The organism is Streptomyces sp. 11-1-2, assembly GCF_003595545.1.
GTDB classification, from domain to species: Bacteria; Actinomycetota; Actinomycetes; order Streptomycetales; family Streptomycetaceae; genus Streptomyces; species Streptomyces hygroscopicus_B.
In genome coordinates this window covers 10457618-10475520 of record NZ_CP022545.1, presented here as the reverse complement: position 1 = coordinate 10475520, position 17903 = coordinate 10457618, and the positions used below count along the sequence as shown (strand labels likewise).

At 67.0% G+C, this 17903-nt stretch carries 8 protein-coding genes and 3 rRNA genes; 3 read left to right on the top strand and 8 right to left on the bottom strand.

Annotated elements, in window-relative coordinates:
- Nucleotides 1-113: 113 nt before the first annotated feature.
- The 5 genes from CGL27_RS44825 to CGL27_RS44805 form a co-directional block, all read right to left on the bottom strand.
- A complete protein-coding gene (locus tag CGL27_RS44825; protein WP_078645868.1) occupies nucleotides 114-2609 on the bottom strand; it encodes a mannose-1-phosphate guanyltransferase in 2496 nt (831 codons plus the stop codon).
- 113 nt (nucleotides 2610-2722) lie between these two features.
- Nucleotides 2723-3331, bottom strand: coding sequence for a CDP-alcohol phosphatidyltransferase family protein (locus CGL27_RS44820; protein ID WP_078645867.1), 609 nt, complete (start codon nucleotides 3329-3331; stop codon nucleotides 2723-2725).
- Between the two features lie 147 nt (nucleotides 3332-3478).
- A 5S ribosomal RNA gene (gene rrf / locus CGL27_RS44815) occupies nucleotides 3479-3595 on the bottom strand.
- 95 nt (nucleotides 3596-3690) lie between these two features.
- Nucleotides 3691-6812, bottom strand: a 23S ribosomal RNA gene (locus tag CGL27_RS44810).
- A 287-nt stretch (nucleotides 6813-7099) separates the two neighbouring features.
- Nucleotides 7100-8626, bottom strand: a 16S ribosomal RNA gene (locus CGL27_RS44805).
- The 16S, 23S and 5S rRNA genes sit together here, the layout of an rRNA operon.
- Nucleotides 8627-9186: 560 nt before the next feature.
- Between CGL27_RS44805 and CGL27_RS44795 the strand changes: the two genes are divergently transcribed.
- Entirely contained in the window at nucleotides 9187-9633 is a 447-nt protein-coding gene (locus tag CGL27_RS44795) for a PTS glucose transporter subunit IIA (RefSeq protein WP_119993368.1), read from the top strand.
- A gap of 108 nt (nucleotides 9634-9741) precedes the next feature.
- Nucleotides 9742-11412, top strand: coding sequence for a phosphoenolpyruvate--protein phosphotransferase (ptsP, locus tag CGL27_RS44790; RefSeq protein ID WP_119993366.1), 1671 nt, complete (start codon nucleotides 9742-9744; stop codon nucleotides 11410-11412).
- Between the two features lie 73 nt (nucleotides 11413-11485).
- Here the strand turns inward: ptsP and CGL27_RS44785 are convergent, their stop codons facing one another.
- Together CGL27_RS44785 and CGL27_RS44780 are read right to left on the bottom strand one after the other, a co-directional pair.
- The gene (locus CGL27_RS44785) at nucleotides 11486-12487 is read right to left on the bottom strand and encodes a hypothetical protein (protein ID WP_119993365.1); all 1002 of its coding nucleotides are present in this window, start codon (nucleotides 12485-12487) and stop codon (nucleotides 11486-11488) included.
- A 22-nt stretch (nucleotides 12488-12509) separates the two neighbouring features.
- Nucleotides 12510-13871 (bottom strand): MFS transporter, encoded by a 1362-nt coding sequence (locus CGL27_RS44780; RefSeq protein WP_276147904.1) that lies wholly within the window; start codon nucleotides 13869-13871, stop codon nucleotides 12510-12512.
- A gap of 48 nt (nucleotides 13872-13919) precedes the next feature.
- Here CGL27_RS44780 and CGL27_RS44775 point away from each other — a divergent pair, with 48 nt between their 5' ends.
- Complete coding sequence (locus CGL27_RS44775) at nucleotides 13920-15242, top strand: aminotransferase class I/II-fold pyridoxal phosphate-dependent enzyme (protein WP_119993363.1); 1323 nt, start codon at nucleotides 13920-13922, stop codon at nucleotides 15240-15242.
- Nucleotides 15243-15720: 478 nt separating this feature from the next.
- On the opposite strand, the gene CGL27_RS44770 is transcribed toward CGL27_RS44775, so the two are convergent.
- Entirely contained in the window at nucleotides 15721-17760 is a 2040-nt protein-coding gene (locus CGL27_RS44770) for an acetoacetate--CoA ligase (protein ID WP_119993361.1), read from the bottom strand.
- Between the last annotated feature and the right edge of the window lie 143 nt (nucleotides 17761-17903).

Sequence of the window (17903 nt, the reverse complement as noted above, 5' to 3'; positions counted from 1 at the left end):
GCACATCGTCGCACGTGGGGGCCGCCGCCACCGAATGGCCCCTCCGGCGTGCCGGATCGGGGACCTCGGGGCGGCGCCCCCACACGCTCAGACGTGCGCAGACGGCCTCGGGGTCAGCGCCCCGCGCTGTCCACGACGCTCGACCACTCGTCCAGCAGGGCCTGCGCGGACGCGTCGTCCGGGCCCTCCGCCCACAGATGGGTGACCGCCTCGGCCGGGTCGGGCAGCACCATGACCCACCGCCCATCGGCCTCCACGACCCGCACCCCGTCGGTGGTGTCCACGCTGCGGTCGCCCGCGGCCTCCACCACATGCCGCATGACCAGGCCCTTGACCGCCCAGGGGGTGGCCAGATCGCGCCGCTGGACATGCGCCCGCGGGATCCGCGCATCGATCTGACTCAACGTCAGCTGAGTGCGCGCCACCAGCCCGATCAGCCGGACGAAGGCGGCCGTACCGTCGAAGACGCTGCTGAACTCGGGGATGATGAATCCGCCGCGCCCGTCACCGCCGAAGATGGTGGTCTCCGACCGGGCGACCCGGGTCAGATCGTCCGCCGCGGTGGTCGTCCACTCCACCTGCGTGCCGTGATACGCCGCCACCTGCTCGGCGATACGGGTCGTGGTCACCGGAAGGGCCACCCGCCCGCTGCGCCGCTCCGCGGCCACCAGGTCCAGCATCACCAGCAGCGTCCGGTCGTCCTCCACGATGCGGCCCCGCTCGTCCACGAGCGAGAACCGCTCACCGACCGGGTCGAACCGCACCCCGAACGCGGCACGCGCCGAGGCCACCATCTCGCCGAGCCGGGCCAGCCCCGACCGGCGGGCGTCGGCGGTCTCCGTCGGACGCGCCTCGTTCAGGCCGGGGTTGATGGTCAGCGCGTCCACCCCGAGCCGTCCCAGCAGGCTCGGGAGCACCAGCCCGGAGCTTCCGTTGGCGGCGTCCACGACGACCTTGAGACCGGATTCGGCGATGCCGCTGATGTTCACGGCGCGCAGCAGCGAGCCCGTGTACGAGTCGAAGACGCTCGACGGGAAGCTGAGGTCACCGATCTCGCCCGGGAAGGCCCGGCGGTACTCCTGGCGGGCATACACCCGGTCCAGCTTCCGCTGACCGGCCGCGGACAGATCGGCGCCCCGCTCGTCGAAGAACATGATGTCCACCGAATCCGGCACCCCGGGCGAGGTCCGGATCATAAAGCCGCCGGCGCTGCCGCGCGCGGTCTGCTGCCGGGCCACCGGCAGCGGTACGTTCTCCAGGTCCCGTACGTCGATGGCGCTGGTCTGCAGGGCGGAGATCATCGCCCGTTTGAGCGCCCGCGCGCCCCTGGAGTGGTCACGCGCAGTGGTGACCGTGGAGCCCTTCTTGAGGGTCGTCGCATAGGCTCCGGCAAGCCGCACCGCGAGCTCCGGGGTGATCTCCACATTGAGGATGCCGGAGACACCGCGGGCGCCGAACAGATGGGCCTGCCCCCGCGACTCCCAGATCACCGAGGTGTTGACGAACGCGCCCGCCTCGATGGTCTTGAACGGGTAGACCCGGACATTGCCCTGGACGATCGATTCCTCGCCGATCAGGCACTCATCGCCGATGACGGCCCCGTCCTCGATACGGGCGGCGCGCATGATGTCGGTGTTCTTGCCGATGACACAGCCGCGCAGATTGCTCTGCTGGCCGACGTACACGTTGTCGTGCACCACCGCCTTGTGAAGAAAGGCGCCGCTCTTCACCACGACATTGGAGCCGACGACGGTGTGCTCACGGATCTCGGTACCGGCCTCCACCTTGGCGTAGTCGCCGATATAGAGCGGACCGCGGAGCACGGCCTCCGGATCCACATCCGCCCCTTCGGCGACCCATACGCCGGGTGAGATCTCGAATCCGTCGAGTTCGACGTCGACCTTGCCCTCTAGAACGTCGGCCTGGGCCTTCACATAGCTCTCATGGGTGCCGACATCCTCCCAGTAGCCCTCGGCGACATACCCGAAGATGGGCTTGCCTTCCTTCATCAACTGAGGGAAGACATCTCCGGACCAGTCGACCGGAACATCGGGCTCGACATAGTCGAAGACCTCCGGCTCCATGACGTAGATGCCGGTGTTGACCGTATCGGAGAAGACCTGACCCCAGGTGGGCTTCTCCAGGAAACGCTCGACCTTTCCGGCCTCGTCGACGATGGTGATACCGAATTCGAGGGGATTGGGGACGCGCGTCAGACAGACGGTGACAAGGGCTCCGTTTTCCTTATGGAAATTGATCAGATCCGTAAGGTCGAAATCCGTCAGGGCGTCGCCCGAGATCACAAGGAAGGTGTCGTCCTTGAGTGCTTCCTCCGCGTTCTTGACGCTACCGGCGGTGCCGAGTGGCTTCTCCTCATTCGCGTACGTGAGCTCCATACCGAGCTCCTCGCCGTCACCGAAGTAGTTCTTGACCAGGGACGCGAGGAACTGGACGGTCACCACGGTCTCGCTGAGCCCATGCCGCTTGAGCAGCCGCAGCACATGCTCCATGATCGGCCGATTGGCCACGGGCAGCAGCGGTTTGGGCATGGTCGAGGTCATCGGGCGCAGACGAGTTCCCTCGCCCCCTGCCATCACGACGGCCTTCATGTCGGAAGCGTCCTCCTTGAAGAGACGACGGTCATGCCGACCGTGCACGCCGGATGGCCCTTGCATCTACCGCACTACGGGCCCCGGCCTCCATGGACGCCGCTACGGCGAACTCAGTCGGCCGCGGTGTCCGCCTTCACAAGTCGGCGGACCTGAACCACGTAGAGGACTCCTGCCCACCAATAGAGTGTTGTACCCCATCCGGCGAACGCCCATCCGAAAATTGCGGCGGTCGTGTGAAGCACGCCACTTCCCTCACTCAGAAGGAGCAAGGGGAAGGCATACATCAGGTTGAAGGTCGCCGCCTTGCCGAGGAAGTTCACCTGGGGCGGCGGATAGCCGTGGCGCCGGAGGATGCCCACCATCACCAGCAGGACCAGCTCTCGGGCGAGAAGGACCGCGGTCAGCCAGAGGGGCAGGATCTCGCGCCAGGTGAGACCGACAAGCGTCGACAGTATGTAGAGCCGGTCGGCAGCCGGGTCGAGAAGCCGGCCGAGGCTGCTGATCTGGTTCCAGCGACGGGCCAGCTTCCCGTCGAGATAGTCGCTGACACCGCTGAACGCCAGCACCAGCAGTGCCCAGCCGTCGCTGTTGGGCCCGCCGAACTCGGGCCGGAGGATCAACCACAGGAAAAGCGGCACGCCGACGAGGCGCGCCGCGCTGAGGATGTTCGGGATGGTGAGCACACGGTCCGTCTGAACTCGTGTCTCCTGTACCTCCACCCGGGAGCCTCCCGTGAGAAACAGGCCGATGATGCCCCATGACTCTACCGGTAGGCCCGCATGGGTTCCGCACCGGGGCGTACCGGACATGGACATAAAAAAGACCCCGGCGGAAGTAAATTCCCATCGGGGTCTTTCTTAAAGATTGTTCGGCGGTGTCCTACTCTCCCACAGGGTCCCCCCTGCAGTACCATCGGCGCTGAAAGGCTTAGCTTCCGGGTTCGAAATGTAACCGGGCGTTTCCCTAACGCTATGACCACCGAAACACTATGAAACTGAACCGGAACCACACCCCAAAACAAAAGGGGGGTTCAATACGGTTCATTGCTTCAGAACCAACACAGTGGACGCGAGCACCTGAGGACAAGCCCTCGGCCTATTAGTACCAGTCAACTCCACCAGTTACCCGGCTTCCATATCTGGCCTATCAACCCAGTCGTCTACTGGGAGCCTTAACCCATCAAGTGGGTGGGAGTCCTCATCTCGAAGCAGGCTTCCCGCTTAGATGCTTTCAGCGGTTATCCCTCCCGAACGTAGCCAACCAGCCATGCCCTTGGCAGGACAACTGGCACACCAGAGGTTCGTCCGTCCCGGTCCTCTCGTACTAGGGACAGCCCTTCTCAAGACTCCTACGCGCACAGCGGATAGGGACCGAACTGTCTCACGACGTTCTAAACCCAGCTCGCGTACCGCTTTAATGGGCGAACAGCCCAACCCTTGGGACCGACTCCAGCCCCAGGATGCGACGAGCCGACATCGAGGTGCCAAACCATCCCGTCGATATGGACTCTTGGGGAAGATCAGCCTGTTATCCCCGGGGTACCTTTTATCCGTTGAGCGACGGCGCTTCCACAAGCCACCGCCGGATCACTAGTCCCGACTTTCGTCCCTGCTCGACCCGTCGGTCTCACAGTCAAGCTCCCTTGTGCACTTACACTCAACACCTGATTGCCAACCAGGCTGAGGGAACCTTTGGGCGCCTCCGTTACCCTTTAGGAGGCAACCGCCCCAGTTAAACTACCCACCAGACACTGTCCCTGATCCGGATCACGGACCCAGGTTAGACATCCAGCACGACCAGAGTGGTATTTCAACAATGACTCCACCACAACTGGCGTTGCGGCTTCACAGTCTCCCACCTATCCTACACAAGCCGAACCGAACACCAATATCAAGCTATAGTAAAGGTCCCGGGGTCTTTCCGTCCTGCTGCGCGAAACGAGCATCTTTACTCGTAGTGCAATTTCACCGGGCCTATGGTTGAGACAGTCGAGAAGTCGTTACGCCATTCGTGCAGGTCGGAACTTACCCGACAAGGAATTTCGCTACCTTAGGATGGTTATAGTTACCACCGCCGTTTACTGGCGCTTAAGTTCTCAGCTTCGCCACACCGAAATGTGACTAACCGGTCCCCTTAACGTTCCAGCACCGGGCAGGCGTCAGTCCGTATACATCGCCTTACGGCTTCGCACGGACCTGTGTTTTTAGTAAACAGTCGCTTCTCGCTGGTCTCTGCGGCCACCACCAGCTCAAGGAGAAAATCCCATCACCAGCAATGGCCCCCCTTCTCCCGAAGTTACGGGGGCATTTTGCCGAGTTCCTTAACCATAGTTCACCCGAACGCCTCGGTATTCTCTACCTGACCACCTGAGTCGGTTTAGGGTACGGGCCGCCATGAAACTCGCTAGAGGCTTTTCTCGACAGCATAGGATCATCCACTTCACCACAATCGGCTCGGCATCAGGTCTCACCCTTCAATGAGGAACGGATTTACCTACTCCTCGGGCTACACCCTTACCCCGGGACAACCACCGCCCGGGCTGGACTACCTTCCTGCGTCACCCCATCACTCACCTACTACAGGTCTGGACCGTCGGCTCCACCACTCCCCTCAACTCCGAAGAGATCAGGGCGGCTTCACGGACTTAGCATCGCCTGGTTCGACGTTGGCGCTTCAAAGCGGGTACCGGAATATCAACCGGTTGTCCATCGACTACGCCTGTCGGCCTCGCCTTAGGTCCCGACTTACCCTGGGCAGATCAGCTTGACCCAGGAACCCTTAGTCAATCGGCGCACACGTTTCCCACGTGTGTATCGCTACTCATGCCTGCATTCTCACTCGTGAACCATCCACAACTCGCTTACACGGCTGCTTCACCCGGCACACGACGCTCCCCTACCCATCACAGCGATCGTTAGACCACATGCTGCAATGACACGACTTCGGCGGTACGCTTGAGCCCCGCTACATTGTCGGCGCGGAATCACTTGACCAGTGAGCTATTACGCACTCTTTCAAGGATGGCTGCTTCTAAGCCAACCTCCTGGTTGTCTCTGCGACTCCACATCCTTTCCCACTTAGCGTACGCTTAGGGGCCTTAGTCGATGCTCTGGGCTGTTTCCCTCTCGACCATGGAGCTTATCCCCCACAGTCTCACTGCCGCGCTCTCACTTACCGGCATTCGGAGTTTGGCTAAGGTCAGTAACCCGGTAGGGCCCATCGCCTATCCAGTGCTCTACCTCCGGCAAGAAACACACGACGCTGCACCTAAATGCATTTCGGGGAGAACCAGCTATCACGGAGTTTGATTGGCCTTTCACCCCTAACCACAGGTCATCCCCCAGGTTTTCAACCCTGGTGGGTTCGGTCCTCCACGAAGTCTTACCTCCGCTTCAACCTGCCCATGGCTAGATCACTCCGCTTCGGGTCTTGAGCGCGCTACTAAACCGCCCTATTCGGACTCGCTTTCGCTACGGCTTCCCCACACGGGTTAACCTCGCAACACACCGCAAACTCGCAGGCTCATTCTTCAAAAGGCACGCAGTCACGACCGTGCTCCGAAGAACACGGCGACGCTCCCACGGCTTGTAGGCACACGGTTTCAGGTACTATTTCACTCCGCTCCCGCGGTACTTTTCACCATTCCCTCACGGTACTATCCGCTATCGGTCACCAGGGAATATTTAGGCTTAGCGGGTGGTCCCGCCAGATTCACACAGGATTTCTCGGGCCCCGTGCTACTTGGGAAATACTCAAGCAAGTTGCTGACGTTTCAGCTACGGGGGTCTTACCCTCTACGCCGGGCCTTTCGCATGCCCTTCGCCTACATCAACAATTTCTGACTCACCGACCGGCCGGCAGACCGATCAAAAGCACTCCCACAACCCCGTATGCGCAACCCCTGCCGGGTATCACACACATACGGTTTAGCCTCATCCAGTTTCGCTCGCCACTACTCCCGGAATCACGGTTGTTTTCTCTTCCTGCGGGTACTGAGATGTTTCACTTCCCCGCGTTCCCTCCACATACCCTATGTGTTCAGGTATGGGTGACAGCCCATGACGACTGCCGGGTTTCCCCATTCGGACACCCCCGGATCAAAGCTCGGTTGACAGCTCCCCGGGGCCTATCGCGGCCTCCCACGTCCTTCATCGGTTCCTGGTGCCAAGGCATCCACCGTGCGCCCTTAAAAACTTGGCCACAGATGCTCGCGTCCACTGTGCAGTTCTCAAACAACGACCCGTACCCCGTCACCCACACTCACCGTGCGGTTCACCGGGACCGGCCGAAGGACGAGCGTCATAGCCCGTACCCTCAGACACCCAACAGCGTGCCCGGCCCGACCCCCGGATCCAGCAGTCTCGTTCCACGCCCCGAAGGGGCAGTACTAGAAACAGCGGACCAGACGGCCGTGCCGAATAGTCAACGTTCCACCCATGAGCAAACCGTGCGAGACATGCGCTCGCAGTCGGCTATGTGCTCCTTAGAAAGGAGGTGATCCAGCCGCACCTTCCGGTACGGCTACCTTGTTACGACTTCGTCCCAATCGCCAGTCCCACCTTCGACGGCTCCCCCCACAAGGGTTGGGCCACCGGCTTCGGGTGTTACCGACTTTCGTGACGTGACGGGCGGTGTGTACAAGGCCCGGGAACGTATTCACCGCAGCAATGCTGATCTGCGATTACTAGCGACTCCGACTTCATGGGGTCGAGTTGCAGACCCCAATCCGAACTGAGACCGGCTTTTTGAGATTCGCTCCACCTCACGGCTTCGCAGCTCATTGTACCGGCCATTGTAGCACGTGTGCAGCCCAAGACATAAGGGGCATGATGACTTGACGTCGTCCCCACCTTCCTCCGAGTTGACCCCGGCAGTCTCCTGTGAGTCCCCATCACCCCGAAAGGCATGCTGGCAACACAGAACAAGGGTTGCGCTCGTTGCGGGACTTAACCCAACATCTCACGACACGAGCTGACGACAGCCATGCACCACCTGTACACCGACCACAAGGGGGCCCCTGTCTCCAGAGGTTTCCGGTGTATGTCAAGCCTTGGTAAGGTTCTTCGCGTTGCGTCGAATTAAGCCACATGCTCCGCCGCTTGTGCGGGCCCCCGTCAATTCCTTTGAGTTTTAGCCTTGCGGCCGTACTCCCCAGGCGGGGAACTTAATGCGTTAGCTGCGGCGCGGACAACGTGGAATGTCGCCCACACCTAGTTCCCAACGTTTACGGCGTGGACTACCAGGGTATCTAATCCTGTTCGCTCCCCACGCTTTCGCTCCTCAGCGTCAGTGTCGGCCCAGAGATCCGCCTTCGCCACCGGTGTTCCTCCTGATATCTGCGCATTTCACCGCTACACCAGGAATTCCGATCTCCCCTACCGAACTCTAGCCTGCCCGTATCGAATGCAGACCCGGAGTTAAGCTCCGGGCTTTCACATCCGACGCGACAAGCCGCCTACGAGCTCTTTACGCCCAATAATTCCGGACAACGCTTGCGCCCTACGTATTACCGCGGCTGCTGGCACGTAGTTAGCCGGCGCTTCTTCTGCAGGTACCGTCACTCTCGCTTCTTCCCTGCTGAAAGAGGTTTACAACCCGAAGGCCGTCATCCCTCACGCGGCGTCGCTGCATCAGGCTTTCGCCCATTGTGCAATATTCCCCACTGCTGCCTCCCGTAGGAGTCTGGGCCGTGTCTCAGTCCCAGTGTGGCCGGTCGCCCTCTCAGGCCGGCTACCCGTCGTCGCCTTGGTAGGCCATCACCCCACCAACAAGCTGATAGGCCGCGGGCTCATCCTGCACCGCCGGAGCTTTCCACACGCATCCCATGCGGGAGCGTGTCATATCCGGTATTAGACCCCGTTTCCAGGGCTTGTCCCAGAGTGCAGGGCAGATTGCCCACGTGTTACTCACCCGTTCGCCACTAATCCCCGGCCGAAACCGGTTCATCGTTCGACTTGCATGTGTTAAGCACGCCGCCAGCGTTCGTCCTGAGCCAGGATCAAACTCTCCGTGAATGCTTCCGGGATATCCCGGTCACACAGTCACGAGAGCGGAGCAGACCGGAGGAATAATCCAGTCCGCTCACAGCGTCCTCGCTGTGTATTTTTCCAAAGGAACCTCGTCCGAGATGGACGGGGTATCAACATATCTGGCGTTGACTTTTGGCACGCTGTTGAGTTCTCAAGGAACGGACGCTTCCTTTGAAACCGTTTCACCGGTCTCTCCGGGCGCTTCCCTTCGGTGTTTCACACGCTATCAGACCATTTCCCGCTCTCCGAACCGGTGTCTTTCGCAAGGCACGCGAAAGCGGATCCGAGATTTGGATCAAGTAGCTGATGGCGCCGCCCTGAACCTGGATGTACACGCAGATGACCGCAGTGCTTCATCCGGTGGGCAGGAGTACGACAGTACAGCGCCTCGCGCGGCCGTGGCAAATCGATTCCAGGCCCGAGCGTCCACTCTTCCAGCGCCACGTGTGCGGAATCCGAAGTTCCTATGACTTACTCTTCTGGGCAGTGCGCTGTCCGGGACAGACGGTGACGGCGCGTAATGATTCTTCACCCCGGGAGGCCCCATGACCAGCGTGACCTCACCGGTCACCGGCCGCGTGATCGGACTCGAAGCGGTTCCCGATCCGGTGTTCTCCGGCGCCATGGTCGGTCCGGGCACGGCGATCGACCCGGTGCTCGAGCCGGTTGTGGCCGTGGCTCCGGTCGACGGCATCGTCGTCTCTCTGCACCCGCACGCGTTCGTCGTCGTGGACGGGGAGGGACATGGTGTGCTCACCCACCTCGGCATCGACACCGTGCAATTGAACGGTGAGGGCTTCGAGGTGCTCATCAACAAGGGGGACACCGTCAAGCGGGGCGACGCGATCGTGCGTTGGGACCCGGCCACCGCCGTGGCCGCGGGCAAGTCGCCGATCTGTCCGATCGTGGCGCTCGAGGCCACGGCCGATGCCCTGTCCGACGTCAAGGAAGGCGTCGACGTGAAGCCGGGCGACACCCTCTTCAACTGGTGAGCCGCGCGTACGCTCGGCGGCCGGTGGGGACCGGGGCCGGGTGGCGCGCACTGCTGGTACGACATCCACCATGGCGGGGTTCCGCCGTATCGACCGGGGACGGGTGACATGGAGACAACGCTGCGAGGCGTCGGCGTGAGCCACGGGGTGGCCATCGGCGAGGTGCGCCATATGGGGACGGCGGTCCTGGAGCCGCCGGCGAGGCAGATTCCGGCCGATGAGGCGCCACGTGAGCAGGGGCGAGCGCGCCAGGCCGTGGAGGCCGTGGCGGCCGATCTGGTCGCGCGCGGCAATCTGGCGGGCGGCGAGGCCCAGGCCGTACTCGAGGCGCAGGCCATGATGGCGCAGGACCCGGAGCTGATGGCCGATGTCGAGCGGCGTATCGCCGTGGGCAGCACCGCCGAGCGCGCGGTGTACGACGCCTTTGCCGCCTACCGGGCGCTGCTCGCGGGGGCAGGGGACTATCTGGCGGGCCGGGTGGCCGACCTCGATGATGTGCGGAACCGGATCGTGGCGCGGCTGCTGGGTGTGCCGATGCCGGGTGTGCCGGACAGTGATGAGCCGTATGTGCTGATCGCGCGGGACCTCGCTCCCGCCGACACCGCGCTGCTCGACCCGACGCTGGTGCTGGGGTTCGTGACCGAGGAGGGCGGGCCGACGAGCCACAGCGCGATCCTCGCCCGTGCCCTGGGGGTGCCGGCCGTGGTCGCGCTGCCCGGTGCCGGGGATCTGGTCGAGGGAACCCTGATCGCCGTGGACGGCAGCACGGGTGAGATCTTCGTGTCCCCGAGCGAGGAGAAGCGGGCCGAGCTGACGCGGGCCGCCGAGGAGCGCCGGGCCGCGCTGGCCGCCTCCTCCGGTCCGGGTGCGACGTCTGACGGACACAAGGTGCCGCTGCTGGCGAACGTCGGCGGACCGGCCGATGTGCCGGCGGCGGTCGAGGCGGGCGCCGAGGGTGTGGGGCTGTTCCGCACCGAGTTCCTCTTCCTCGACGACAGCACCCAGGCGCCGTCGGAGGAGAAGCAGGTCGAGGCGTACCGCCAGGTGCTGGAGGCGTTCCCCGAGGGTCGGGTGGTGGTGCGGGTCCTGGACGCGGGCGCGGACAAGCCGCTGGCCTTCCTCACCCCGGCCGATGAGCCCAACCCGGCGCTGGGTGTCCGCGGTCTGCGTACCCTGCTCGACCACCCCGAGGTGCTCCGGACGCAGCTCACGGCGCTGGCCAAGGCGTCGGAGGGGCTGCCGGTCTATCTCGAGGTCATGGCCCCGATGGTGGCCGACCGGCTGGACGCCAAGGCGTTCGCGGACGCGTGCCGTGAGGCGGGGCTGCGGGCCAAGTTCGGCGCGATGGTGGAGATTCCGTCCGCCGCGCTGCGGGCGCGCTCGATCCTTCAGGAGGTCGAGTTCCTGTCGCTGGGCACCAACGACCTGGCGCAGTACACCTTCGCGGCCGACCGTCAGGTGGGTGCGGTCTCACGGCTGCAGGACCCGTGGCAGCCCGCGCTGCTCGACCTGGTGGCGGCGTCGGCGGAGGCCGCGCAGGCCGAGGGCAAGAGCTGTGGTGTCTGCGGTGAGGCCGCCTCCGATCCGCTGCTGGCGTGTGTGCTGGCCGGTCTGGGGGTCACCAGCCTCTCCATGGGTGCGGCCTCCATTCCGTATGTGCGCGCGACGCTGGCCAAGCACACGCTCGCGCAGTGCGAGCGGGCCGCCTCCGCGGCGCGCGCGGCGGACACCGCCGAGGATGCCCGCCGGGCGGCGCAGGCGGTGCTGTCCGGCGAATGAGCCGGTGAGCTCGTGACCGCGAGCTGATGAGCTGATGGTGAAGGCGTCCCGCCGTGTGGCGGGACGCCTTCGGTCATTCCGGGCTGCCGAGCGGGATGCCCGCCCGGTATTCGACGCCGTGCTCCGGTGGGATGGGTTCACCGGTCCGGGCGTCGGTGCAGTACGCGGTGAACACCTCCGCCTCGCTCAGCGGGCGCAGCCAGCCATCGTGCAGCGCCCAGCCGCGGACCGTCTCGGGGCTGTCCACCACGATGGTGCGCAGCACCAGGCCGCCTGGGCTGCGCAGGGCGAAGCCGCAGGCCAGGACGGTGCGGAAGACCAGCCCCGAGGGCTCGGGCAGCTTCGGCGGGCCCGCTTCCCGGGCGTCGGCGTGGAGCACGGCGACCAGCGAGGTGCCGTCCGCCGGGACGCTGCAGACCAGATGGTGGACGCCTGGCCCGGCCGCCTCGACGACCTTGCGCAACGCGGCCCCGGCGCGGTCGAACGCGGCGCGGGCGGTGGTGTCGTCGCGGCACTCCCCGCGGTGGCCGGCGCGGGAGAGCAGCGCCGTGGCGTACTCCCAGGTGGCCTGCTCGTCGGCCACGCCGATGAGCCGTGGAACCAGACGGTCGATCGGCTGGCCCTCATAGATGACGGTGCCGCCCGCGGCGGCCAGCTCCGCCGTATAGCGAGTGCGGCTCGCGGAGGTGTCCGGGTCGAGCCGGGTGTCCGCGCAGAACTCCTCGTAGGCGACGGGGTCGAAGAGGGCGACGGTGGTGTGGACGCCCTTGGCCGCGAGCGCCTTCAGCAGCCCTTCCATCTGCCGTAGATACGCACCGTGGTCGTCGAAGGCGAACGATGCGTAGTGCCGCATGGCCGCGAAGTCCCGCTCGTCGGCGAGCAGGGCCACCGTGCTGGGCACCTCTCTGCGCAGGGCGCGACGGGCGGTCTGGCTCCTCGTCCGGTGCCGCGTCCTCGTATTCGCCTTCGCTGTCTTCGGCTTCGTCGTCTTCGGATGTGGCTTCGGCTTGCCGTGCTTGCCCCGGTGCCTGCCGGGGCGGCTCCAGTCCTCGCTCCGCTGTCCGGTGTGCGCCATGACTCCCCCTCAGCGCGGATGTTCAGTGCTCACTCACCGTAACCGGGGCCACTGACAACGCTCCGTCGCCGCGGTCCCGTACCAGGTGGTGCTGGGCGCCGCACATCGCGGCGAGCCCGGCGCCGAGGCCGAGCCAGCCGAGAGGGCCCGCCGCGATCGCCGCCGTCACCGCGAGCGGCCCCGCGCTGCGCTGCACGGCCTGGGCCAGGCCGTGCACGCCGAGGTAGGCGCCCTGTGCGGTGGGCGGGGCGAGGACGACGGACAGCTCCCAGGAGATCGTGGCGTGCAGCATCTCCGCGACGGTGAAGGCGGTGGCGGCCAGCACCAGCATGACGGCCGCGAGCCAGGGCGCGCCGACGGTCGAGGCGGCCAGCGCGGCCCCGCCGAGGAGGAACGCGCCGGCCAGCGGCCACAGCGAGGTGCGTGCGGTGTGCGGGGTGGCGCCGAAGCGGGCGAACGGGACCTGGAAGAGCACCACGAGCACGTTGTTCAGGACGAGCAGCAGGGGGACGAGTTGATGCGGTGCGCTGGTGGCCGTCACGGCCCACAGCGGCAGGCCGACCTTGAAGACGGAGTCGTCGAGGAAGAGGACGGCCTCGCCGGCGGTGTAGGTGAGATAGCGGCGGTCGCGCCAGGGGTTGGGGGCGGTGGTCCTCCCGGGTGCGGGGGCGGGGTCGCTGGGTGCGGATTCGCTGGGTGCGGTCTCGTCGGGCGTGGGTTCGCCGGGCGCGGATGCCGCGGGTTCCCCGGGTGCGGAAGTGGACTTGGCCGCGATGCGGGCGGCCGAGGGCGGTTCGGCGCAGCCGAGCGTGAACAGCGCGGAGGCGAGGAAGGAGAGCGCGTCGCCGACGAGGAGCCAGCGGTAGACGGTGACGGTACCGCCGGTGAGTGCCGCTGCCGCCGCGAGGCCGCCGACGGCCCAGCCCACGTTCATGGCGGTGCGGCTGATGGCCTGGTAGCGGACGCGCTCGGGGCCCGCGACGCGGGTCGCGTACAGCTTGGTCAGTACGGAGGCCGCGCGGTCGCCGAGGCTGCCCACCGAGGTGATGGCGAGCAGGAGCCCGAGGTCGGTGGTGGTGAGGAGGGCCAGTGAGGCGACGGCGCGGACCAGTTGGACGATGATCAGGAGCGGGCGCAGCGGGACGCGGTCGGCGAGGAGGCCGCCGAGGGGCGGCCCGGCGATGCCCACGCTTCCTGACACGGCGAGCAGCACGCCGATTTCGGCGGTGCCGAGCCCGGCGGCGTAGGTGAAGTAGAGCGTCGCGGTCGCGCCCCACAGGCCCGAGCCGATCCGGTCGACGAAGGTGACGGTCAGCATGCGCCGGCCGTCCCGGCCGCCGGGGATGCGGTCGCTCAGCGCGGTGCGCCACGTTGGCTTGCCCACCCTGGTCCCCCTTGACATTCGATTTTGTATTGATACAGAATATTTTCTGTGGCGACACAATATGAGATCACCGGTGCGTCGGCCAAGGGGATTGCCGCGTCCGTCGAACAGGGCGTGGTGGAGGGGGCGTTGGCGCCCGGCACCGCGCTGCCTCCGGTGCGCCGGCTGGCCGAGCGGCTGGGCATCAGCCCCGGCACCGTCGCGACCGCCTACAAGGAGCTGCGGCGGCGCGGAATCGTGGTGACCCACGGGCGGGGCGGCACGGTGGTCGCCCCGACGCCCGCGGTCGCCTCGCGGCGCCCGCCGCCGGTGCCGGAGGGGGTGCGCGATCTGGCGGGCGGTCACCCCGATCCGGCCTTCCTCCCCGCGCTGCTCCCGGCCGCCCGCCTCTCCCCCGGAATCCGGTCACACCGCGCCCAGCCCCGGCTGGCCGGTCTGGAGGACCTGGCCCGCGCCTGGTACGAGCGCGATGGCGTGCCGGCCGAGCACCTCACCTTCGCCCATGGCGCGCTGGACTGCGTGGCCCGGCTGCTGTCGGTCGAGCTCAGGCCGGGTGACGCGGTGGCGATGGAGGACCCCGGCTACCACCACCTGCTGGACCTCGTCCCGGCGCTGGGGCTGCGGACCGTGCCAGTGGCGGTGGACGACGAGGGGATCCGGCCGGACGCGCTGCGGGCGGCGCTGCGGTCCGGGGCGCGTGCGCTGGTCTGCAGCCCGCGTGCGCAGAACCCTTACGGCGGCTGGTTCTCGGCGGGGCGCCGGGAGGCGCTGCTGGAGGTGCTGGGTGCAGCCCCGTCCGAAGTGCTGGTGATCGAGGACGACCACGCCGCGGACATCGCGGGAGTGCCGCTGCACAGCCTCGCCACGGGCGGCCTGGCGCGCTGGGCGCAGGTGCGCACGGTCTCCAAGCACCTGGGGACGGACCTGCGGTGGGGTGCGCTCGCCTGCGACCGTACGACGCTGGCGCGGCATGACGGCCGGATGGTGCTGACCTCGGGCTGGGTCAGCCATGTGCTGCAGGAGACGGTGACGCGGCTGATGACCGACCCCGAGACCCAGGGCCTGGTGGCCGCGGCGCGGACCGCCTACGCGCGACGGCGTGAGGCCCTGCTGGCCGCGCTGTCGGCTCGGGGGGTCGCCGCGCACGGGGCGAGCGGGATGAATGCGTGGGTGCCGGTGCGGGACGAGGCGGCGGTCGTGAACGGGTTGCGGACGCGAGGGTGGTGGGTGGCGGCCGGTGCGAGGTTTCGGCTGGGTGCCGGGGCGGGGGTGCGCATTACGACGGCGGGGTTGGGGGAGGCAGATGCGGGGGTGTTGGCGGGGGATTTGGTGGGGGTGTTGGGGGAGGCTCAGGCCACGTATGGGGGGTAGGCGGGGGTTTTCCCCACCCCTCCCCTCCCCTTCCCTTCCCGAACCGGGGCGCTGCCCCGGGCCCCGCTGGGGCTGCGCCCCAGACCCCGTTTCGGGGGCTCCGCCCCCGGACCCCCGCCGGGGCTCCGCCCCTGGGCCCCGCTCCTCAAACGCCGGAGGGGCTGGAGGGTGCGGAGGGTCCGGAGGGGCTGGGGGCCCGGAGGGGCTGGGGGTCCGGATGGGCTGGGGGTCCGGAGGGAGCTGGGAGTCCAGAGGGAGCTGGAGGTCCCGGAGGAGGCCGGAGGTCCAGAGAGAGCCGGAGGTCCAGAGGGGGCCGGAGGTCCAAAGGGAGCCGGAAGTCCGGAGGGAGCCGGAGGGCCGGAGGGAGCCGGAGGGCCGGAGGGAGCCGGAGGGCCGGAGGGAGCCGGAGGGCCGGAGGGAGCCGGAGGGTGGAGCTCCGCCCGGCCGAAGGTCGGGGCTTCCCCGGATACCCGCTCCCTCAAGCCCCAGCCGCGCCCTCCGACGGAGCCGAGCCCCGCTTCTCCTCCGCCAGGCGTTCGTAGTACCGCAGGAGCTCCACGTCGTCCACCGAGCCCGGGTTGACCGCCTTGTCCAGGGAGGTGCCCTGGAGGAGGCGCTTGACCGGGACCTCGATGCGTTTGCCGGTCAGGGTGTGGGGGACGCCGGGGACCTCGATGATCTCGTCCGGGACGTGGCGTGGGGAGAGCTGGGTGCGGATGGTGGTCTTGATGCGGCTCAGGAGCTCCTCGTCCAGTGCGGCGCCGGGGGCGAGGTGGACGAAGAGTGGCATCCAGTAGCCGCCGTCGGGTTGTTCGACGCCGATGACGAGGGATTCGCGGATCTCCGGGAGCCGTTCGACCGCCTCGTAGATGTCGGCGGAGCCCATTCGGACGCCCTGCCGGTTGAGGGTGGAGTCGGAGCGGCCGTGGATGACCACGGTGCCACGGGAGGTCAGGGTGATCCAGTCGCCGTGGCGCCACGCGCCGGGGAACATCTCGAAGTAGCTGTCGCGGTAGCGGCTGCCGTCGGGGTCGTTCCAGAAGCGGACCGGCATCGACGGCATGGGGCGGGCCACGATGAGCTCGCCGACCTCGTCGACCACTGATTCGCCCTGTGGGTCCCATGCCTGGAGGTCGGTGCCGAGGCCGGGGGCCTGCAGCTCGCCGATGTAGACGGGGAGGGTGGGCACGGCGCCCGCGAAGCAGCTGCACACATCGGTGCCGCCGCTGACGGAGGCGATCCACATGTCCTCGGCCACCTCGTCGTGGATCCACCGGAAGCCGTCGGGCGGCAGCGGGGAGCCGGTGGTGGCGACGCATTTGATGCGGGAGAGGTCGAAGTCGCGGCCCGGGTGGACATCGGCCTTGCGGCAGGCCATGACGTACGCGGCGGAGGTGCCGTAGAGCGTGGTCCCGGTGCGCTCGGCGACGCGCCACTGGGCGGCGGTGTCCGGATGGCCGGGGCTGCCGTCGTAGAGGACCACGGTGGCGCCGACCAGCAGCCCGGACACCAGGAAGTTCCACATCATCCAGCCGGTGGAGGTGTACCAGAAGAAGCGGTCGCCGGGGCCGAGGTCGCAGTGGAGGCCGAGCTGCTTGAGGTGTTCGAGCAGGATGCCGCCCTGGGACTGGACGATCGCCTTGGGCAGGCCGGTGGTGCCGGAGGAGTAGAGCACCCACAGGGGGTGGTCGAAGGGCAGCGGCTCGAAGACCGGCTCCGCCGGTTCGCGCACGACGTCGTCCCAGACGAGCGCGCCCTCGGGGGCGGGGGTGCCCAGCAGCGGGATGTGGACGACGGCGCGCAGGGTGGGCAGCTCGGCGCGGAGCTCGGCCACGGTCTTGGTGCGGTCGTGGGTCTTTCCGCCGTAGCGGTAGCCGTCGATGGTGAAGAGCACCACCGGTTCGACCTGCTGGAAGCGGTCCAGGACGCTGCGGGCGCCGAAGTCGGGGGCGCAGGAGGTCCATACGGCGCCGACGGCGGCGGTGGCCAGGAGGGCGACGGTGGCCTGGGGGATGTTGGGGACGTAGCCGCTGACCCGGTCGCCCGGGCGGACGCCGAGGCGGCGCAGCTCGGCGGCGACGGCGCCGACCTGGCCGCGCAGTTCGGCCCAGCTGACCGGGCGCGGGTCATTGGTCTCGTCGACGTGGAGCAGCGCGGGCTCGTCGGCGCGGGCGGGGTCCTCGGCGGCGCGCAGGGCGTGCTCGGCGTAGTTGAGGGTGGCGCCGGGGAACCAGCGGGCGCCGGGCATGGCGGCGTCGGCGAGCACCCGTTCGTACGGGGTGGTGAAGCGCACCTCGAACCATTCGGCGACCGCCTGCCAGAAGGTCTCCAGCTCCTCCACCGACCAGCGGTGCAGCGCGGCGTAGCTCGCGGCCGGGTCGTCCTTGGTGGGCGCGGGCGCGCCGTGACGCTCGGCCGCCCAGGCGTGGAAGGCGGTCAGCCGGGACCGGTCGATCCGGTCCGCGCCGGGCTGCCACAGGGGCTGTGGCCGATGGTCGGAGTGCGCTGCGGTGGTCATGGGTGTCGGCTCCCGGGCTGTCCGCGTCGGATGTGTCCGTGGCTGGTGCATCCGCCTCGTATGCGTCCGGTCAGGACGATGCCATGTGATCGACTCCCACACCAGGGGCGCCACTCCACATCACAGGGCGGGATCATGTGGGA